Annotated in this window: 21 protein-coding genes and 1 pseudogene; 1 reads left to right on the top strand and 21 read right to left on the bottom strand. The window is 29.4% G+C overall.

What is annotated here, in order from left to right:
• The 9 genes and pseudogenes from KGF46_RS17545 to KGF46_RS17510 all read right to left on the bottom strand — a co-directional run.
• Nucleotides 1–85: transposase (locus tag KGF46_RS17545; protein WP_227862205.1), on the bottom strand; the 85-nt coding region annotated here is incomplete at its 3' end.
• On the bottom strand, nucleotides 67–225 hold the full coding sequence (locus KGF46_RS17540) for a hypothetical protein (RefSeq protein WP_413926602.1): 159 nt from the start codon (nucleotides 223–225) through the stop codon (nucleotides 67–69). The genes KGF46_RS17540 and KGF46_RS17545, both read right to left, overlap by 19 nt.
• Nucleotides 226–430: 205 nt before the next feature.
• Nucleotides 431–1,255, bottom strand: a complete 825-nt coding sequence (locus tag KGF46_RS17535; RefSeq protein ID WP_227828605.1) for a CPBP family intramembrane glutamic endopeptidase — start codon at nucleotides 1,253–1,255, stop codon at nucleotides 431–433.
• A gap of 103 nt (nucleotides 1,256–1,358) precedes the next feature.
• Nucleotides 1,359–2,156: a MerR family transcriptional regulator gene (locus KGF46_RS17530; RefSeq protein WP_227828604.1), complete on the bottom strand. Its 798-nt coding sequence runs from the start codon at nucleotides 2,154–2,156 to the stop codon at nucleotides 1,359–1,361.
• Nucleotides 2,157–2,353: 197 nt separating this feature from the next.
• Nucleotides 2,354–2,422 (bottom strand): annotated as a pseudogene (locus KGF46_RS20420) (hypothetical protein); the annotation flags it as partial.
• Nucleotides 2,423–2,928: 506 nt separating this feature from the next.
• On the bottom strand, nucleotides 2,929–3,783 hold the full coding sequence (locus KGF46_RS17525) for an acetyl-CoA hydrolase (protein WP_227828603.1): 855 nt from the start codon (nucleotides 3,781–3,783) through the stop codon (nucleotides 2,929–2,931).
• Nucleotides 3,784–3,814: 31 nt separating this feature from the next.
• Nucleotides 3,815–4,327, bottom strand: coding sequence for a DUF1097 domain-containing protein (locus tag KGF46_RS17520; protein WP_227828602.1), 513 nt, complete (start codon nucleotides 4,325–4,327; stop codon nucleotides 3,815–3,817).
• 94 nt (nucleotides 4,328–4,421) lie between these two features.
• Entirely contained in the window at nucleotides 4,422–5,378 is a 957-nt protein-coding gene (locus KGF46_RS17515; protein WP_227828601.1) for a flavodoxin family protein, read from the bottom strand.
• Nucleotides 5,379–5,404: 26 nt separating this feature from the next.
• Nucleotides 5,405–6,793, bottom strand: coding sequence for a hypothetical protein (locus tag KGF46_RS17510; protein WP_227862204.1), 1,389 nt, complete (start codon nucleotides 6,791–6,793; stop codon nucleotides 5,405–5,407).
• A 272-nt stretch (nucleotides 6,794–7,065) separates the two neighbouring features.
• On the opposite strand from KGF46_RS17510, the gene KGF46_RS17505 reads away from it, so the two are divergent.
• Nucleotides 7,066–7,947 carry a LysR family transcriptional regulator gene (locus KGF46_RS17505; RefSeq protein ID WP_227828599.1) on the top strand — a complete coding sequence of 294 codons (882 nt, stop codon included), beginning with the start codon at nucleotides 7,066–7,068 and terminating at the stop codon, nucleotides 7,945–7,947.
• A gap of 100 nt (nucleotides 7,948–8,047) precedes the next feature.
• Here the strand turns inward: KGF46_RS17505 and KGF46_RS17500 are convergent, their stop codons facing one another.
• The 12 genes from KGF46_RS17500 to KGF46_RS17445 all read right to left on the bottom strand — a co-directional run bounded on the left by KGF46_RS17500 (nucleotide 8,048) and on the right by KGF46_RS17445 (nucleotide 20,282).
• A complete protein-coding gene (locus KGF46_RS17500; protein WP_227862203.1) occupies nucleotides 8,048–9,040 on the bottom strand; it encodes a sugar kinase in 993 nt (330 codons plus the stop codon).
• 4 nt (nucleotides 9,041–9,044) lie between these two features.
• On the bottom strand, nucleotides 9,045–9,785 hold the full coding sequence (gene dagF / locus KGF46_RS17495; RefSeq protein WP_227828597.1) for a 2-dehydro-3-deoxy-phosphogluconate aldolase: 741 nt from the start codon (nucleotides 9,783–9,785) through the stop codon (nucleotides 9,045–9,047).
• 64 nt (nucleotides 9,786–9,849) lie between these two features.
• Nucleotides 9,850–10,959: a DgaE family pyridoxal phosphate-dependent ammonia lyase gene (locus tag KGF46_RS17490; protein WP_227862202.1), complete on the bottom strand. Its 1,110-nt coding sequence runs from the start codon at nucleotides 10,957–10,959 to the stop codon at nucleotides 9,850–9,852.
• Nucleotides 10,960–10,976: 17 nt separating this feature from the next.
• Nucleotides 10,977–12,110 carry an amidohydrolase/deacetylase family metallohydrolase gene (locus tag KGF46_RS17485; protein ID WP_227828595.1) on the bottom strand — a complete coding sequence of 378 codons (1,134 nt, stop codon included), beginning with the start codon at nucleotides 12,108–12,110 and terminating at the stop codon, nucleotides 10,977–10,979.
• A gap of 1 nt (nucleotide 12,111) precedes the next feature.
• A complete protein-coding gene (locus KGF46_RS17480) occupies nucleotides 12,112–13,206 on the bottom strand; it encodes a MupG family TIM beta-alpha barrel fold protein (RefSeq protein ID WP_227828594.1) in 1,095 nt (364 codons plus the stop codon).
• Nucleotides 13,207–13,340: 134 nt separating this feature from the next.
• Entirely contained in the window at nucleotides 13,341–14,642 is a 1,302-nt protein-coding gene (locus KGF46_RS17475; RefSeq protein ID WP_227828593.1) for a PTS sugar transporter subunit IIC, read from the bottom strand.
• Nucleotides 14,643–14,866: 224 nt separating this feature from the next.
• On the bottom strand, nucleotides 14,867–15,568 hold the full coding sequence (locus KGF46_RS17470) for a GntR family transcriptional regulator (RefSeq protein ID WP_227828592.1): 702 nt from the start codon (nucleotides 15,566–15,568) through the stop codon (nucleotides 14,867–14,869).
• Nucleotides 15,569–15,780: 212 nt separating this feature from the next.
• Nucleotides 15,781–16,098 (bottom strand): PTS lactose/cellobiose transporter subunit IIA, encoded by a 318-nt coding sequence (locus tag KGF46_RS17465; protein WP_227828591.1) that lies wholly within the window; start codon nucleotides 16,096–16,098, stop codon nucleotides 15,781–15,783.
• 47 nt (nucleotides 16,099–16,145) lie between these two features.
• Entirely contained in the window at nucleotides 16,146–16,457 is a 312-nt protein-coding gene (locus KGF46_RS17460; protein WP_227828590.1) for a PTS sugar transporter subunit IIB, read from the bottom strand.
• A 304-nt stretch (nucleotides 16,458–16,761) separates the two neighbouring features.
• Nucleotides 16,762–17,391 (bottom strand): alpha/beta fold hydrolase, encoded by a 630-nt coding sequence (locus KGF46_RS17455; RefSeq protein ID WP_227862201.1) that lies wholly within the window; start codon nucleotides 17,389–17,391, stop codon nucleotides 16,762–16,764.
• 240 nt (nucleotides 17,392–17,631) lie between these two features.
• On the bottom strand, nucleotides 17,632–18,111 hold the full coding sequence (rlmH, locus tag KGF46_RS17450) for a 23S rRNA (pseudouridine(1915)-N(3))-methyltransferase RlmH (RefSeq protein WP_227842993.1): 480 nt from the start codon (nucleotides 18,109–18,111) through the stop codon (nucleotides 17,632–17,634).
• A gap of 68 nt (nucleotides 18,112–18,179) precedes the next feature.
• A complete protein-coding gene (locus tag KGF46_RS17445; RefSeq protein ID WP_227839141.1) occupies nucleotides 18,180–20,282 on the bottom strand; it encodes an EAL domain-containing protein in 2,103 nt (700 codons plus the stop codon).

Here is a 20,282-nt window from a genome sequence, read left to right as displayed (position 1 = left end):
ATATATCTTTTAGTCTATCTGATATAGAGTTATCTATTACTTTTCTTCTATATTTTATACACATAACTAAGTGATAGCGTAACAAAAATACTGAATGATTATTACTTCTATATTATTTTTTCTTGCTGTATCAATTAAATTCTCTACGTTTACTACAAATCCATGAAAATTATACAACTTTTCATTTGTTATTAGTTTTTGTGTATCAACAACCAATAAAACCATATCTATTCCTCCAGGTTCCTAAAACAATTTCTTTATATTTTATCATAACAGTAAATAATATCCTATAAATTTTTTATTTATAAAAAACCTACTAAAAATAGAATCAGATTTAAGAGAATGCTTACAAATATTTTTCACTTAAAATTAATTAATAAGTAAGGGAGAATCATATCACTCATTTATGACATGATTCTCCCTTACACTCTTAAAGAGTTTGTGTTGTGTTTTTAGAAAACTTTTTATATAGTGCATTTCTTGGATTTATAGCTATCAATACAATTGCAAATACCAAATATAATATTGCATAGTATTTTATAAGTTCTATTAAACTTCCACTAATTATCCCAATTAGAAAATTAAATAGTTGATGTATTATAATAGATACTAACAAAGTTTTATTTAAATTATAAAAAGTTGCCACTATAATACTAGTTGATATAATCGCAATCATAAAAAATATAATATATTTTATTAAATCAATCCCTGTAAATCCTGTTGTAAACCATATTGGTAAATGCCACATCCCCCACCAAAACCCTACTATTATTGATGCTTTTAAAGTAGAATGTTTTTTCTGAAGTTCACTTTGAACAAATCCTATCCAACCTAATTCCTCACCTAATGGACCTGCAAATAAATTTTTTAAGAATAAATATATAAACGCTCCCCATGATGAAACTGTGAAGCTAGGCATTATTCCATGATTTTTAGATGTTAATATAAGTATAACTACTATAGCTATTAAAACTTGTATACTAATTACTATAGATACTATTGAAAATTTAAATTTATTTCTAAATCTATCTTTTACATATACTAGAAATTTTTCATCTGGGTAAATTTTTTTAAATAATATCATAAATGCAAAAGTTGATGACCAGGCTGATATACACAAAGTAATGTCAGATACCACTGTTGGAAGTTTTAACATTCTAGTTGCTAATGCTAATAAAAAAAGTGGTAAGAAAATTATATTTGTTAAAATAATAAAACTTACTATAGGTCTTTTTAATGTTTTCTCTACTCTCATAAGAACCCTCATTTCAAATTAATATTTAACTGCTATATAAGTTATAATTGCTTATACAATGAGTTTAAACCTATGAGTAAGTCTCAGGTCAATGTTTTTTATATTATTTTTTTATAGGTGCATATATTTCTAAAAATATGCGTTCAAGCCCTTCTTCGTAAGTAGTAAGCAATATGTTAACATAGACTATTCCAAGTAAGTCATATCCATTTTCTATTGCTATTTTTCTTAATCGGTCTTCCACCTTATCATCAATATTTTCTCCTCCAGTTGACCATCTTCCATCTTCAATAATAGTATAAATGCAATTTGGATGAGCGAGAACTTCACCTTCTATGTTTTTGTCAAAGCCCTCTATTTCTTTTACAATTATAAACTTCTCTCCTGTTATGCCTTCTTGACTAAAACTTATTACTCTTCTTAAAGCAGTTAATGTAACTGCTTTTTTTAGACTTTCTGTATTCTCTCTTAAAGTTTCATATTCATCATATTCAGTAACACTTTTTATTCTACCCTTTACTTCTAAAGGTTTCATTTCTTTTATTGCGTATTTCCCAAAATATTTTTTAATTTTGTCACAGTCTTCTTTAATTAACTGAATCTTTTTTAAAAGAAGCTTTTTATATTCTATTTCTTCCAATATGATTTGTTCTTTCTCTTCTAGCAAAAGCTCTAAATTATTTATACTCTTGCTTTTCATTATTTCTTGAATCTTTTTAATTTCGATATCAATTTCTCTATAAAAATTTATCGTTGTAATATCATATATATCAAACTGATTATATTTTCTATATCCATTTTCATCATTTTTCTTAGGTTTTACTAATCCCTTGTCTTCATAAAATTTTAGTGTATCTCTAGATATACCTAAAAATTTAGATACTTGTCCAATTGTATACATTGTATTCTCCTATTATTGATATATGCTCTTTATGTTCATTAAATTGCTTCCTATTAACAATTCCAGCATCTTCTAAATCTCGAATTGTCAAAATCAGCTTAGTATTTCTTAATCTTTGGAATTACTCTTTTTATTTCTCCAAAACATGAGTACACCATTTCTCATCTAATAATTCTAGTACATTTTTAACTGAGTATTTATCTATTTTTACCTCTATTATCAGTAAGAGATTCTTGTCCATTAGCTTTATATTTCCTAAGCCAAGTGTAAACTTGTTAATATGATAAGTTATAAATATTATCTTGTCTACATATTTCTAATAATAATACTTTACTTACAATATATTCTTGCACATATTTAATTTTTATTTCAAAAGATTTCCTAGACATAAAAATATTCCCTTTATTCTAACAGTTTTATTATTTCAACTGTCTACCATAAAGGGAACATCTTAATCTTTAAATACACTCTAAATTCTTTTTTAACAAATATTATCAATTTATTCTAATGCTGTTATTTCATATTTATTAGCCTTATTTATCATCAATATAAATATAAAACTACATATAACAGCTATAACCATTACTATAAATGTTGAATAATTAAGAATATCACCTAAAAATTGAAATCAATCCAACAACTTGTAGCTATTGTACTTGCTGATACATATTGTCCAACTTCAATTGCCACACCACTTACTTGAGATACTATGGCTAAACCGGATGCCTATAATAGTCATTGTGCACCACTTGCTTGTTATGAATTATAATTTTTATCTCATTGGAATATATCCACGATACTGTGAATATGCATCCATAGTTGCTATATCGCCTAAGAATACTGATGCAATATTAAATTGCGGCTTTAAATATGGGAACTCTTCTTCTTGTGCCCATTCTGGCTTTTTGATAAATGATTTTGTCCCTTCAACCACAGCTTTATACCATTCTTCTTCTCCTTCAAACCATAGTTCTACTACACGATCAAAGGCAGTTGCTCCATAGTTAATCATAATTTTACTACTTACAAAACGATTAACATAACAGCAGTTTGTAAAGTATGGAACTACTTCATCATAGAACCATTTTTCTCCTTCTTCTTTAGAAATGCCATCTGGATACTTAATCATAAATTGCCAGCGATAGTTTGGTCCATCTTGTACAGTACGCCCTTTTCCTCTAAAATCTTCTTCCCAGTTTATTGGAACAAAAGCAAATATAAATGGTGGACATCCGTTATCCCCACCTACTGCACGTCCTGCATCTCCACTTTCTGCATTCTCATGAACTTTTTTATTCTCCACATCTGGTATACACCCTTGCCAACGGAGAACATCCATAGGCATGTATTCTGTCATAATTCTATTTGCCATTTCAGGCATATGTTCATCTACAATCCAATAGTGCTCTGTTAATTGCATCTTACGTACACCAAAACGTTCGCCTTCATCTGGTGTAGGATACGCTTGATAAAAAGCATATTTAGTACAATATGGTCCAAAATTACTAATACTATCTGGAATATGGTAGCGATATAACCAGTCCATTAATTTAGGTCTATACTCTTCCTTAGCAAGTCCTACATATATTAAACTTCTCATTATTTTAAATTCAAATCCCATAAACATTCTCCTATAATCAAATTATATTCACATGCTTTCAATTTCCCGTTTTTTTATCTTTCTTCAAAATACACATAGTAAATAAATCTACACCTGCTCCTACATACCACACTCCTACTACCATAGCCACAGCAATTTGAATATAAAGACCTTGTAAGTTAATAATACTTTCACCTGTCATAATAGTTAGACCTATGGCCCAACCACAAAGCCATGCTGGTAGGAATATTATTTTTTCAAATAAAGATGCAATTATAACTGCAAAAAATCCTAATATACTAAGAGTTAAAAATAATTCTAGGTTTGGATTGAAATTCATACACTCCATAATTAAAATGGCCAAAACTGCCCATAAATCTCCACACCAAAAACCGAACATTATTTTTAATCCATCTTTTCGTTTATTACCATTTGTTACATATAGTCCTGCACAAATAAGTGCTACAGCTCCAGTTTTTATTCCTATATAAGGTGCTAACACTGCCCATAAAGGAGGTAGTAAAGCAATCCCTATAGCTAGTGTTAATATTTCTTTTTTCTTTCTATCCATTTCCTATATTATAATTAATAGCTTCTATAGCTTGCCTCATTCCCACCAACCTCATTGCTATTGGATTTGCAATCATAGATACTATAAATTTTAATTATTCTCCTAATGAAAGTTCAACATGCTTTTCTTTTGTTGATGGTTCTATAAAATTGTAAGCTGTTTTTCTTTCTTTAAATTCTGGTGTTTTACGAACTTCTGCATAATGGCCTTCCATTTTCTTAATATCATCACCATGTATAAACTTGCCTGCTAAAGTATCATGAGCATGACCTAATTGTTCTTCTTGGAAACTAAATACAGTTTTTCCACTTGCAGTATCTAATTCTCCAACTATACCACATAGAGCACATATTGATTTTTTAGTACCTGGCTCAAGATAGAATAATCTATTATTACAATGTGGACAGACTCCTTCTTCTCCTTGGTATAAAGCTTTGTCAAAATCTTTTGCTGCTTCAACTATGTTTAAACCTATTTGATGAACTTGAGCAAGTTTTGAGTCATCCATTACTAATTCCTTTGCCCATGGGAACCAAGCATTATCTATAACTTTCCACATTGGTATTAAGGCTAGCATAGCATGCTCACATTGAACTCTTGTACCCCAGTCTGATCCTCCTATTCCCATGAATGATATTACTTTATCATTAAGCATTCTTGGGTCTGGAATTTTTCCTCCTGTAGCTTCTGCAACTTTTGTTCCTATAATATTATTTCCTCTATCTGCTCTTGGTCCAAAACGATCCATTATAGTATGGAATAATCCTGATGCTCCTTCTTCAAAGATAGGGTCTGAAACTACTATCCCATCTGCACCTTTCATTTTGTCAAGTAACCATTCAAAATCATCCTTTAATACACACATACTACCTTTTCCAGATAATAAATTCTTAACACATGCACAACATCCAGTACAATGTTTAATGTTAAGAGATGACATTTGAATAAATTCTACTCCAGCTCCTGCTTCTTGAGCACCTTTAAGTGCCACTTTACACATTGTGTCATTATTTCCATTTTTTGTTCCAAAAGAAATACCTAGTATTTTCATTTTCAACTCTCCCTCTTTAGCATTTATTAATATTCTTTCATTTTTAATATATAGAATCCATCATCTAAGGCATCTATGATGATGTAACCTCTATCATCAACAATAAGATCTTCTGTTACTGCCAAGCGTGGTCCAGGGAATCCTGGGAAATAAGATTCTTCTGGTGTTTTATTTGGATTTGGTGGTATAAAATATGCTAACTCTTTGATGTAATATGGATCTGATACATCATAAACCCTTAATCCTGCATGGAAATAACAACAATATACTCTATCTCCTCTTTGCTCTAGCCATGGTTTATTATCCATTGGCTCATGAAGGTTATGTGGTCCAAATGGCCCTGGTTTTCCTAGCCCTGCAACATTAAAGTTAGGATATGGGAAATCCTTCGGTACTTCAGGATATGGGAATTGAGCAATTAATGTTGGTCTTGTTGGATTACTAACATCAACCATATGTATATTATTCATGGCTTGAACATCTGTAATATTCTCTGGCTTAAAAAATTGGAAACGTTCTCCCTCATTTTGCACAACAACTAAATCTCTTTCTGGTAATGGTAGTGCTGTATGAGTTCTTGCTCCTGCAAGTCTACTAGAAAATGCAGGCATAAATGGTAATTCACCTAAACATCTTGGTCTTGTTAAATCCTCAACATCTAGTACAACTAAACCTGCTCCACCATAACCACAATATGCTTTTCCATCTCTTACAAATGGAGGTCCATGAAGCCATCCTTTATCCATAAATTCTGGACAATGAGCTGCCCCTGGATCAAAAGTTCTATTTGGATATCCATCTGCATATTGGTCTGGTCTCCACCACTTACCTATTTCCACTGGATTAGTTGGATCTATTATATCTATGACTCTATAAATCAAACCTTCAAAACCAACACAATCACTTGATAAATGGACATATCTTCCACCATTATACATAAATCTATGGACACCCATTACATGCTTTAATCCACAATCCCAGTATCCTAAAAACTTAGGATTTAAAGGGTCTTCTTTTAAACTATATATTCTAATTCCTGCTTCGCACTTAATACTTGCTAATTTAGCTTGGTCAACAAGTGCTCCTGGCCCACTTCCACAGCTCATAGCTACTATCATTAAACCATCTGCTATTTGAATTTTTGGAGTTGTTGTTGTAGGGTACTCTTTTGGATCTAACATTTGAAAATGTTTTATAAAGTGTGGATTATAAGGATCTGTAACATCACTAATCATTACTCCATTTTTTTTGCTTCCTCCAAAACAACATCCATATAAATAGTATTTTTCATCTCTTTTGTACAGAGCCATTTGAAACATTCCACAAGTTCCATCTAAGTCATTAAAGGAACAAACTTCAAGGTTTTTAACATATCCGTTATTTCCTTTTCCTTTTGCGTAAAATTTATCCTCCATTTTTTCTCCTTTCTCATTTAAAATATTATTAATTGGTATACTTTCATTTTATGGGACAAACTTACTTAAATCCAATATCGTTTTCATGGGAATATATAAGTTATTCTTATTAATAAGTTTATAAAATCTAGTATAAAGATATGTTTAAAACATATATTTTTATACAAATATTTTCCAATATTCTTTAAAGGTAAATTTTCTTATACTATAATAAGTTTTAATTATATATAAACAATGTTTACAAACAATCAAGTTTAAATAGGGGTGATTATTTGAATACTAAACAATTAGAATATTTTATATCTGTAGCAGAAAATCTAAGTTTTACCAAAACAGCAGAAAAGTTTTATATTTCCCAAACTGCTATTACACAACAAATAAAAGCTTTAGAAGAAAAAATAAATGTAACTCTATTTACAAGAAGTAAACGACATGTTGAACTAACCCCAGCTGGAAAAGTTTTTTTATCTGAGGCACGTACTATAATAAAAAATATCAATGATGCTATTGAAAAAACACAACAATTTGCACATGGTTCTTTTGGAACTTTGAGTATTGGAATCTTAATAGGATATGAAAAAAACAAATTTCAACAATATTTAAAAGAATTTTCTAATACATACCCTAATATATCTATGGAAATTTGTACTAACGAGATAACTGAACTTTTAAACTTAGTGAAAAATAATTTTATGGATCTTGCCTTTGTTATTAATCCAGAAAATCAACCATTAAAAGATTTTGAATATAAAACTGTAGAAAGATATTCTTTGGTAGCTCTTTTACCCCCTGGTCATCCACTTTGCAATGAGGATTATATTGATTTAATTGAGCTACAACATGAGAAGTTTATTTTTGTAAAGGAAACAGGCGATGAATATGGGCAGAAGTCCATGATACAAAATAGATATCGTGAAGCGGGATTTGTACCTAATGTTGTGCAACGTTCAAATGATCTTAATACTATTGAATCATTAGTTGCCTCTAATATGGGTATATCCATTTTACCTTCATTTTGTGTTGTAGATACTATGATAAAGCAGGATATTGCAATTGTACCCATAAATGAAGTACAAAATAGAATAGAAGTTGTAGTTGTATGGAATAAAAACAATACAAATCCAGCATTAGAAAAATTTATTTCTATAATATAAAATTAATTAATATTAACTATAAAAATAGCATTAACCATCTTTCTATGGTTAATGCTATTTTCTATCTACTTATTATTTAATTTTTCATTCATTATTAATACTATCTCAATATATCTAATTTTTCATTGTTCATAAGTCTAAATATGTGATTCGTACTTACTAAAGAATTATCCCCATAAGTTGTATGGGCTAGCACTGAACTAGCAACCCCGAACTCAACTATATCTTCATTGCTCATCTTTTCCAAATATGAATATATAATTCCTGCTACATATCCATCTCCAGCACCAACTCTGTCATATATTTCTAACTTATATTCCTTACTTTCAAAATAGCCATCATTATTTGATATATATCCCTTTATAAATCTATTGTTCATATCATCAAATCTTCTCATAGTTCCAGCCACAATTTCTATATCATACTCTTTTTTAATCAATTCTGAACTCGATTTTATATCTAGAGCGTCTATATTAAGTATTTTATTTATATCTCTATAGCTAGCAAATAATCCATGGCAATATGGTAGTATTTTTTTATAATCATCTACTAAATTATCATAAGTCTTGTCTGGATTTAGCGATTGTCTAAAATTAAAATCAAAGAATACTTTTATCCCCTTTTCATAAGACTTTTTAGCTAGTTCTAAAGCAATCTCTTTAACTGAATCTGTAAGTTGCATAGCAATCCCACATATGTGGACTACATCTATTCCTTCTAGACAATTATCAATATCATATTCTTGTAGCCTACTCTCGCAAAATGAACTATTTAGCCTATTTAAATAAGTCACTTCTGAAGGCCTTTCTCCATATCCAGTCTCAAGAAAATATACTCCTATATGATTTCCTCCATATGTAATAAAATCATCTTTTACTCCAAGCTTTCTTATGTTTGCACTTGATGCTTTACCTACATTGTTATTAGGCAACTTTGTTAACATATAGGTATTGTATCCAAAATTTTGAAGTCCAGATAATATATTTAACCCTGTACCTGTAATTACATAATTTAATTGGTCTGTTTGTGTTAAAAACTTATAATCAGGTACTGAAAGTCTCATCATTATTTCACCAAAAGCTAATATATTCATAAATCTACCCCAATAATTCTTTTATTATTTTGTAAAGTGTTTTTATATCTTCTACTTTTGTACAACCTGTTTCTTTATCAATTATTGATGTATAAACATGAGGTATAACTTTTTCTACACCATTATCAAGTGCAATTTGAACTATCTCTTTGAAGTTATCTAAGTCTATACCTCCTGTTGGCTCTAGATAAAAGTCATGCTTTGCACAAGCTTTTGCAACTTCTATATATTCATCTTTTGTTTTAAGCCCTCCCATTGGGAAAAACTTAACTGAACTTCCTCCCATATCCTTCATCATAGCTATAGCTGTCTCTATAGGAACTATACCATCTTCCTCCTTTGAGCTTAATGGACCTGTAGATATCTTTACAAATCCTGGCTTACCAGTTGGAGAAACTAATCCATTTATTATGCTATTGTCTTGACCAAGTAATGCTCTAGATGTAGCTATACCTGTAAATACTTGGTTTATATGTTGTGGTTGAAGTTCTTTAGAAATTTGAGATACCATATTTGATTGATTTGGGTCTCCAGCTCCAAGTCCTACAGATACTGCATTATCTATTTCCTTTGAATACTTTTTCATATCTTTAATAGCTGCTTCTACAGTACTATAATTCTTCGATAGTACTCCTACTAATACATGCCCATCGCAAGCATCATATACTTCTTTAGCATTTTTTATGTTTCCTGCAAGAACATTTAAACAAACTCTATCTTTATAATATTTTGGTGTACAATTCATATTAATCCCCTCTTCTAGTAAAATTTAATTTAATAAGTCATTATCGTTTTATTTACCTTATTTTCTATTTTTCTATTATCTCTTTTATTATATTATAAATAATATCTAAATCATCTTTACTTACACTTCTTATATCAACCTCTATCTTGCCTTCATTAGCCTTATAATCTCTAGTGTATATGGATATCTCTCCACCTCTAAGCTCATTTATAATTTGTTGTATTGATTTATTTATTATATCTTCATTAAAATTAATTTCTCCACGCAGTATTTCTCTGCCCGCTGAATCTCTAGTTATATTAGCACTTATCCCATTTAGAGTATTTATCTTGTCTATAAATGGATTTAGCTTATCCTCCATTTCTTTTAAAGTTACTTTATCATTATTTATATATCTCTCAATTGCACATGTTAAACCTACTATATTTTCTTTTCCTATTTTCATAGCTCTTCCAATACCCTTTGATTGAAGCTTTACATTATCTATATATTTTTTCTTACCTATTACTAACCCTGAACTAGGTCCCTCTATAGCCTTTGCGCCACTGTATATCACTAAATCTGCTCCTAGTTCATAGTATACTTTTAAATCTTCCTCTGCCGCTGCATCTACTATTAAAGGTAAATTGTATTCTTTGGCAACTTGTACTGCATCTAATACGCTTAGCATACTCTTTTGAACACAATGATGAGATTTAATATACATAATTGCCGCTGTATTGTAATTTATCTCTCTTCTTATATGTTCCTTGTTGCACATATTAGCATAGCCAGCCTCAACAACTTCTCCTCCTCCAAGTCTTATCATTGTTTCTACTGGGACTCCATAGTCAACATTATGCCCTTTTGGAATTATTATTTCCCTTTTAACTTGCTTTTTAGGATTATTTATATTGTAAACTAGACTCATATCATCCCTTGCTATCATTGCACCTACACTCTGTGCAATTCCAGCAGATGCACTAGAAACTATTACTGAACTTTCACACTCTAATAAATTTGCTATATATTCACCTGTTTTATTTACAAGTTCTTCTACTATAAAGAAATTTTTACACCCTTCACCGATTGCTTCAATAACTTCCTTATCTAATGTTGACACCCCTAGTATAGTCATCTTACCTGAGGCATTTATAACACGTCTTACAGAGTACTTTTCAAATACACTACTCATACAATATTCTCTCCTTCCTATTCATTCTCCTTTGTAGACTCACCTATATTCAAATACTCTCCATTAATTACTACCGCTCTTGGCTTTATGGACGTATTTGTGATTACTGACTTATTCAAAGAATCTTGAAGTTCTTTTTCTTCATTCACCACGTCAAATATAGTTAAATCAGCATCATATCCTTCTTTTATTAAACCTTTATTTTTCAAGTTTATTGCATTTGCTGCATTTTTAGTAACCTTATTTATTATATCTTCAAGTGAGTAACCCATATATATAAACTTTTCCATTGTTGTAGATAAGCTATATACTGGACCATTTATTCTATTTTTAATATATATATCTGTACTTATGGTATCTGGAAAAAGTCCCACATCCTTAGCTTTCATTGCAACATCCATACTAAAACTTTCTGTTCCATGACCTACATCAAGGATTATACCTCTTTCTCTAGCTTCTATAATTTCCTCTTTAATCTTATTACCTTTTAATATTCCATTTGGTTTTCCATTATATATATGAGTTAATATATCTCCTTTTTCCATATAACCTAATATATCCTCTATAGTTGGAGGAGAACTTCCAAAGTGAACCATCATAGGTAGATTAAGTTCTTTTTTAATTCTTTTAGCTAACTTCAAAGGTTCAATTCCATTTGAAATTACAACACTTTTACTCATTCTAGCTTTGATTCCAACAACAAAATCTTTATATTTTTTAACTGCATTTTTAAGTTCATCCTCATCAATGTTCATCATATTTGAAAGTTCATCTTGAGATGTTATTCCCTGCTTAGCAATATTTATTAAAGCATACACGTTTGTTTTGTACTTTTTAGTATCCTCATAAAATTTCTCTATATCTAAAGCACCTGTTGTCCCTGTATCTACTACAGTAGTAACTCCACTTTTTATTCCAACCTCATCAGGATAATCTTTATAAATCTCTAACCTTTCGTAGCAGTGTGTATGTATATCTATCCACCCTGCGCTAATAAATGTCTTTCCGTCTAGGTTTATAATTTGGTTTGCCTGATACTTAGAATCATCTATCTGATTTTTTACTTCTATTATTTTATCATCTAATATAGCTATATCAATTATACTTTTATCTACTGTTTTTCCACCTTTGATTAATATGTCTATCTTCACTTTACTCTCCCTCTAAAACAAGCTTAAATTTACTCCAAGGTTCAATAAAGTCCAAAAGTATTATTTCATCTTCTGTTATTCTGGCAACCTTATTTTTTCTTTCATCTTCACAATCTTGAAGTATCAACTGTAATTCCCCTTTATACTTTCCAAAGTCATCATTACCAATCACTACATCTCCTCTTTTAAAGATGCCCGTATTATCATGTTTAGGGAAATTTTCTTTAGCATATTTTTTTCTTACCTCTGTAGATCTTGCTACCTGATTAGTTATGTCCCCTCTTCTAAAGTGTTGCTCATTTACTATTATTGTTTTTTCTACTTCAGAAGTTTTTTCCTCAGCTACTACACTAAATACAACTTGATATTTATTTACTTCAGACATTCTTTTTAATTCATCTTCACTTGCATATGCATTTCCTACAATAACATCATCAATCAAACCAGTTGCGAATAAGTGCTTAGTTGCTGTAGCTATATCTAAATTTCTATGCATTTCAAGTGTGCACAGTCCATCATTTATATTCCAAGGTCCTATTGTTGCGTATTTTGAATTAACAAAAGCGGCAGTTCTTATTCCATACTTTTTAAATCTATTTGAACATCTTACAAAGAAATCATATGGCAAGCCTGTACCCCTTTGAGGATAAAAATTGTGACAACCATATATATTATTTACATTTGGCTTGTAAGTAATTATATTATCTAAGTACGCTACATCATTACTCATATTTAGCTCTACTTTTAAATCATATGGATTGAAAGAAATCATAGCTTCTTTACTTCCATCATATCCATAGTCAAGTCTTATTCCACTAGCACTTAACTCATTAAAAAATGTTAAATCATCATAAGATATTTCTAATATATCAAATATATTTGGAGCTATATCAAGGATTACTTCAAATCCTAAGTCTCTTGAATAAGTTATAATCTCTTTAAAATGTTTTTTAACCTCTTCCTTTGGTCTTGTAATTGAAAGCATACACATAAATATTCTTTTAAATCCATACTTTGAAGCCATTTTTATATATGTCTTATCATCTTCCATATTACTATGCTCTGGATATACTGATATTCCTAATCTTCTTTCCATCTTTCTCCTCCTAAAATTACACTTTTTTTGATATATAAAATAAAAGTGAAGATAATTCCTCCTACCTTCACCTTTAATAATTTGTAAGTTTTTTCTATATTATATACAGTACAAAACTTCTATTATATGTATTTTTATAAACTTTCACTCATTTCTTTTTGCTCTCTTTGTAATTGTTGCTTTTCAAAAACCTTGAAGAATGGATAATAAACAACAAATGATATCGCAAAGTTGATTAATACTAAGATACCTGCCATTATACTCCAGTTAGTACTCATTACTGCTGCTATTGGTGCTGGCATTGCAAATGGTAATCTTGCTACCATCATAGGTATAATACCTGTAATAGTAAGAACATACGATAGAACTGTCATTATTATAGGCCCAATTATAAATGGTATTCCTAGTATTGGATTCATAACTATTGGTGCTCCAAATATTATAGGTTCATTTATGTTAAATAATCCTGGTAAAAATCCTAATCTGCCTAAACTTTTTAGGTATTTTGACTTAGAAAACATAAACATTACAACTAATGCAAGAGTAGCTCCTGCTCCTCCTATCCATACATACCATTGTAAAAATTGTTCTGTAAATATATTTGGCATTGCATGAGCTGATACTCCTTCTGTGAATGCAGTTATATTTTCTGCTATAGACATATCCCATATAGGTCTTATTACTGGACCCATTATAGCTGGACCATGTATTCCAAGTACCCAGAATACTGTTATTAAGAATACTGTTAGTATTCCACCACCTAAACTATTTCCTGATAAGAATCCTTTTAAAGGTGATAACATAGCACTTAGTGCTGAACTTATATCAAATCCTAATATATGTCTTATTACCCAGAATAACATTAGTACTACTGCTGTTGGTAATAATGCAGTAAATGAGTTTGAAACCTCTAGTGGCACCCCTGCTGGCATCTTAATTGTAATATTCTTTTCCTTCATGAAACGATATATCTCAACTGTAATTAATGATGTTACGATTGCTCCAAATAATGATGGTGAATTAAGTTTCGCCATATCCATCCATCTACCAGCTTCTATAACTCCCCCTACTGGTTCAACTACTTGAGTTGGAACTATTGTAGAAACTAAAAATGCCATAACTGCAAGCATCCCAACACCTGTTGTGTCTAGATTATAACTTTTAGCAAGTGACGACGCTATTCCAAAAGTAGCGTATAGAGATAAAAATCCTACAGTATATCTAAACGGTATATCTAACGTTTCTCTGAATGGAGCTATAAAATCCATATAAGCATCAATAGGTATGTTTAATAATATTGTAAAAAATGATCCCACTATCGTTAGTGGTAATGTTGCTATTATACCTGCTCTTACAGCTCTCATATGTCTTTGATTGCTTATCTTCGCTGCTACAGGCATAATCTTACGCTCTAAAAAACTTGCGAATTTTTCCATAGTTCCCCCCTATATTAGTGATATTCCCCTTTATTTACAACACAATAACGATTTCATGATGAAAACTAATTTTTATGCAATTGATAATATCACTTATTTGATTAATAAGATTATAACATTATAATCTTTAATTGTAAACATCATAATGTTATAATCTTATTTATTTTTATAAAATAAAATCCTGAGCATATTATCATTTTAATAAACTCAGGATTTTTATTATATTATATTTCATATTTAATTACATAATTTTGTACTTCTGTATTGTATCTTGCAAATGATAACTCAACGATACTATCATTCTCATCATAGGTCTTTCTCTTTCTTCCAAGTAATGTGTCTTTTTCTAGATTTAGAGCCTTTGATACTTCCAGTTCTGATTCTTCTATAAAAAATTCATCTTCAAACCTAGTTATATTTATATCTCTCCTATATAAATACATATATAAAGAACTTTCATTATTAAAACTTTCAACAGTTAGATTTTCGTCAAAAGGTATATAATGAGTAAAATATATATATGGTTTACTATCCAAGTAATACATTCTAGTAATCTTGCTACATTTTTCTCCAAATATACTAAATACTTGTGAGTTTGTATCATTTATAATTTTTTCAATTGAAATAGTCTCTTTAGATAACTTATGACCTTTAGATAAAAGTATGCTTGAAAAAGAATCTGCCTTAGATAGCTTATTAAAAAGACTATTGCTTATTACTTTTGTCCCTTTTCCACTCTTTTTCTCTACATATCCTTCTGATTCTAATATCTCAATAGCTTTTCTAACAGTAATTTTACTAACCCCAAACTCTTGCTCTAACTCTCTTTCTGTTGGAATATTTTCATCGATTTTATATTCATTATTTAATATTTTTTGCTTTAATATCTCTACGACTTGTATATATAATGGTTGATTTTTTAACATGATTCACCTCTTAAATTATATGTTATAATATTATAACATATAATCTTATACTATTAATAGTAAATATACATTAACTTTAAACTCAATATAAAAAGAGTCCTCAAAATAAACTTAGTGTACTACACTTCAATTATTGAACCAACATTCTAACGATTGGTGTGCAGTACATAATTTATATTTTTAGAACTCTTTCATTTTATTCTCTTTAATTTTTATTTATCTTGTAACCTCAAATGTAAGTCAACTATTTCCTCAGCTAACTGTTGAAAATTCATACCATTCATTAAGTGATCTTGTGCATGTACAAGTATAACACTCATTTCAGTCTTATTCCCACTAGCTTCATTTTGTATTAATTCTGTTTGGTATCTATGCGCCTTATTTATAACTTCCTTAGACTCTTTTAATAATTCTTTTGCTTTTTCTATGTTTCCATTTTTAGCTTCTTGTATTGCCTCAAAAGCTAATCCTTTACCTTCACCTGCATAGCCTATTATACCAAAAGAAATCTCTATAATCTTTTCGTCCATCCCTTGATTCTCCCAATTTATATATTAAAAATACGTTATATTTTCTATTACTTAGCGTTGTTAAGTTCTATTGCTCTATCTAAAACAGCTTTTCCATTAACTGTACCATAGTGCATCATATTTATAACCTCTACTGGTATATTATGTGGCTTAGCTATTTCCTGAGCCTTAGACAATACATATCTAACTTGTGGCCCTAATAATAAAACATCACATTTTTCTATTTCATTTTGTATATTTGATTCTGGTATTGCCCAAATTTGTGACTCTATACCGCTTTCTTTAGCTGCATCTTCCATCTTAGTAACTAATAAACTTGTAGACATTCCCGCTGAACAAGCCAACATTATTTTTATCATATATTTACCTCCAAATTTTTATTAACAATCAACTTAAACATTATAATGTTATAATATTTTATTTAATTCTACCTCAAATGTAATATACTTTCAATACTTTTTTATTATTTTAATATTATTAATTGCTAAACTGAAAAAACCGTATCACTTATTTGTGATACGGCTCACCATCAACAATCAACTCACAAAATTTATATAGAAGTATAAATCATACCATCTAAAAAAACACCTCTTTAAATTGAATTTTATGTATCTTATATTTATTTGGTTCAGTTGTATCAAATCTATTTAGTAATTTGTATTATTATAGTTTTTGTTTACAATAAAAGAATCTGATTATTTTTGCTAATTCTTTTGGTGAATCGGTATTTACCTCATGTCCAGCATTTTTCACAAATTGAATTTCTGATTTTATTATACCTTTAGCTATATTACTTGTAGCTTTTTTATTTGCTTTATCTTTTTCTCCACATATAACCAACACAGGGCATGAAATATTTTTTAGATTTTCACTAAAATTTAAATTCATCATTGAATTTATTAATTCAATAAAATCTTTCTTTCTAAGTCCCATACCCTTAAAAGATTTCTGAGGTATAAATCTAAAAATAATATTTTGAAGTTTGAGTAATACTTTTGGCATTTCATATTGTGTCGCTATCAATATCAAGGATTTAACTTTTGAAGGATTATCTATCGCATAATTTAATGCAAGAACTCCCCCCAATGAAAGTCCACATAGGTTTAAAGGTTCCGAAAAATCATCACAATACTGTGAAAAGGATTGATATAGATTCGAATACGTTACATCTCTCTCTCTTAGAAATAAAGATAATTCTGGACATATAAGCCTCTCTTGTCCTCTCATATAAGAAATTACTTTATCCCAACTTGATGAATTTTGTCCAAGACCATGAATTAATACATACTGCATTATATACTTCCTTTCTACCAATTTATAATTCGTTGTTATATTTTATTAATAATTTAATATTTTGCTATTGGATATTAGTTATTCAAACTCCCCCCTTTTATAAAAAAATAAATTATAGGTTGTAACTATACAACTTTCTATGTAAATGCTTTAGAGCTACCTATTTTTATCAAATTAAATACAAATTTTATTATAAGTAACTGTATATCATTTCACATATAAAAAATAAAACCGTATTACTTACTTATGATACGGTTCTCCATTATTTATTCTATAAGCCCTATAAATCTGCTCTAACAATATCAATCTCATCATCTGATGAGGAAAAGTCATCCTAGAAAAAGACAATCTATAATCAGCCCTAGCTAAGACCTCATCAGAAAGTCCTAAAGAACCTCCTATTATAAAACAGATACTACTATTTCCTCTAACTGCTAAATCACTCATGGTCTTAGCAAGTTCTTCAGAAGACAAATTCTTTCCATCAATAGCCAAAGCTATAACATAACTATTATGCTTTATCTTCCCTAAAATTCTCTTTCCTTCTTTATCTTTTATAATTTCCATTTCCTTGGCACTTAAATTTTCTGGAGCTTTTTCATCATCTAGCTCTATAATTTCCAACTTACAATACTTAGAAAGTCTCTTTCTAAATTCATCAATACCTAACTTTAAATATTTTTCTTTAATTTTACCTACTACAACTATACTTATATTCATATACTTCTCCTAAACTTAATCTTATTACAAATTTATATACTAATATAACTTACAAATCATTAGAAAAGTTATTTAGCAAGTGCTCGATTTGCATAATCTATAAACTCCTCAAAAGGTATAGCTTTACTATAATAATATCCTTGATATATTTCACATCCTAGGCCATACAACTTATCTCTCTGATTTAAATTTTCAACATACTCCACGATTATATCAAAATCTAGGTTTTTTGAAAGATTTACAATAGACATTATGATTTCACTACTTCTTTTGTTTATAAGTATCTCTTTAACAAGAGAGCCATCTAACTTAACTATATCAAAATTATTATTTTGAAGGTATATAAGAGAACTATGTCCCATTCCAAAATCATCCATAATAAGCTTTATTCCTAAGTCATGTATCGCATTTATACGTTCAATGATTATCTGGGAGCCTGACAGTGCAACTTGCTCCGTGATTTCTATGCCAAGCATATTAGGATTGATATTCTTATTTTCAATTATATTTTTTATTTGCTCTGGCAAATTAGGGTCATTAAGTTGGTCTGGAGATATATTTACAGAAAATTTAATAGGATTTATTAGTAAGCTTTCACTTTTCTTTAAATCAATACAAGCTTTATTAATAATATACTCTCCAAGTTCATCTAAAAAACCTTCTTCTTTAGCTAAAAGTATAACAAGTGGTGGATAAATAAATCCCCCTATTGAATGTCTCCATCTAAGTAATCCCTCTGCCCCTACAACATTTCCATCATAATTAACTTGCGGTTGGTAAAAAAGCTCTATTTCTTCCTTTTTCATAGCAAACTTTAAATCCGATGCTAGCATTTTTGAGATTGAACCTATTTTTCCACTGTGATTTAAAATATTTGGTTGTTCTCCTGTTAATTCACACTTCTTTACTAAATTTGTTAAGTTTTCTATATTATTTTTGAACATGTAAATATATCTATTTTGTGACATCTTTATAAATGGAATATAAATCATAACTCCTACACACAAATTAAACAATTGCAACAAACTTCCTCTTATTGAGTCCGTAGCCATATATCCACTTAAAAATATCGGTGATGTCCACTCTACAGCAGAAACTGTACAAGGTACAAGCCCTGTAGCCATAGCTACATAACTTGTAATTGTTAGAATTATAGGTGTAATTATAAAAGGTATGAACATAATATAGTTAAAAACAATCGGAATCCCAAAAACTAACATTTCATTTATATTAAAAAGAGCTGGTATTGAAGCAATTTTAGCCAGCTTCCTTACATTTATACGCTTCTCACTAAGAAAAATGGCAATTACTAAACATAACAAAGCTCCACATCCACCCAATAAAACCATTGTATCAAAAAAAGTCTTAGTAAAAATTTCTGTTGGTAATTGATTATTGTTAACTAAATTTATGTTAATTGCCATTCCATTTTCAAATAAATTTTTTGCAACTGTATCAAGTACGTTGCTCCCATGAATACCAAAGAACCACATAAAATGCATTAGAAATATAAACAGCAAAGCACTCATAAGGTTTCTTCCCATACTCTTAAATATATTTGAGAATAAATTATAAAATATATCTTGAAAATTCGAACTTCCAATTAGATTTATTACTATTACACGCAAAATAGAAAATAAAAATACTACAATTATGAAGGGAATTATTGCTGAAACAACCATATTAAAATCAGCATCTGCCCCTTCTGTATGAAATTTTACACTTGTAATAAACGATTCTGTGAGCTTTACAAATAATATAGAAGACGTTATGGAAACAATAATAGCTGTAAACAACCACTTTGTTTTAAATATTTCCACATAAGAATCCAGTTCATTACCATGTGAAAACACTAAAAAAGAACACATTGCAACGATAGGAACAAGTACTGTATACTTGCTCCCATAGATTTTTCCATAGCTATAACTTATTGTCAACAATATTATCAATGAGATAATTCCTAAAGTAGAATCATTTATAAATGTAAGAATATTTGAAATTTCACCATTAAATAAACTTGCTATATATTCTTGATAAATTTTTATTGGAAGATTCAAAATAACAAGAGCAATTGAACCAGTCATAATAGCAGGTATTGCTAAAATCATCCCTTGCTTTATAGAATATAAGATTTTATTATCCTCAACATTTTCGAAATTTCTTTTTAGCAA

It is taken from the genome of Clostridioides sp. ZZV14-6153 (genome assembly GCF_020657855.1).
Lineage (GTDB): Bacteria > Bacillota > Clostridia > Peptostreptococcales > Peptostreptococcaceae > Clostridioides.
This window is presented reverse-complemented; position numbering and strand designations above follow the sequence as displayed.

Coding starts and splice junctions, on each gene's coding strand:
- KGF46_RS17540 (WP_413926602.1), bottom strand. CDS start 225: ATGGTTTTATTGGTTGTTGATACACAAAAACTAATAACAAATGAAAAG.
- KGF46_RS17535 (WP_227828605.1), bottom strand. CDS start 1,255: ATGAGAGTAGAGAAAACATTAAAAAGACCTATAGTAAGTTTTATTATT.
- KGF46_RS17530 (WP_227828604.1), bottom strand. CDS start 2,156: ATGTATACAATTGGACAAGTATCTAAATTTTTAGGTATATCTAGAGAT.
- KGF46_RS17525 (WP_227828603.1), bottom strand. CDS start 3,783: ATGTTTATGGGATTTGAATTTAAAATAATGAGAAGTTTAATATATGTA.
- KGF46_RS17520 (WP_227828602.1), bottom strand. CDS start 4,327: ATGGATAGAAAGAAAAAAGAAATATTAACACTAGCTATAGGGATTGCT.
- KGF46_RS17515 (WP_227828601.1), bottom strand. CDS start 5,378: ATGAAAATACTAGGTATTTCTTTTGGAACAAAAAATGGAAATAATGAC.
- KGF46_RS17510 (WP_227862204.1), bottom strand. CDS start 6,793: ATGGAGGATAAATTTTACGCAAAAGGAAAAGGAAATAACGGATATGTT.
- KGF46_RS17500 (WP_227862203.1), bottom strand. CDS start 9,040: ATGAATATATTAGCTTTTGGTGAAATAATGATGAGACTTTCAGTACCT.
- dagF (WP_227828597.1), bottom strand. CDS start 9,785: ATGAATTGTACACCAAAATATTATAAAGATAGAGTTTGTTTAAATGTT.
- KGF46_RS17490 (WP_227862202.1), bottom strand. CDS start 10,959: ATGAGTAGTGTATTTGAAAAGTACTCTGTAAGACGTGTTATAAATGCC.
- KGF46_RS17480 (WP_227828594.1), bottom strand. CDS start 13,206: ATGGAAAGAAGATTAGGAATATCAGTATATCCAGAGCATAGTAATATG.
- KGF46_RS17475 (WP_227828593.1), bottom strand. CDS start 14,642: ATGGAAAAATTCGCAAGTTTTTTAGAGCGTAAGATTATGCCTGTAGCA.
- KGF46_RS17470 (WP_227828592.1), bottom strand. CDS start 15,568: ATGTTAAAAAATCAACCATTATATATACAAGTCGTAGAGATATTAAAG.
- KGF46_RS17465 (WP_227828591.1), bottom strand. CDS start 16,098: ATGGACGAAAAGATTATAGAGATTTCTTTTGGTATAATAGGCTATGCA.
- KGF46_RS17460 (WP_227828590.1), bottom strand. CDS start 16,457: ATGATAAAAATAATGTTGGCTTGTTCAGCGGGAATGTCTACAAGTTTA.
- KGF46_RS17455 (WP_227862201.1), bottom strand. CDS start 17,391: ATGCAGTATGTATTAATTCATGGTCTTGGACAAAATTCATCAAGTTGG.
- rlmH (WP_227842993.1), bottom strand. CDS start 18,111: ATGAATATAAGTATAGTTGTAGTAGGTAAAATTAAAGAAAAATATTTA.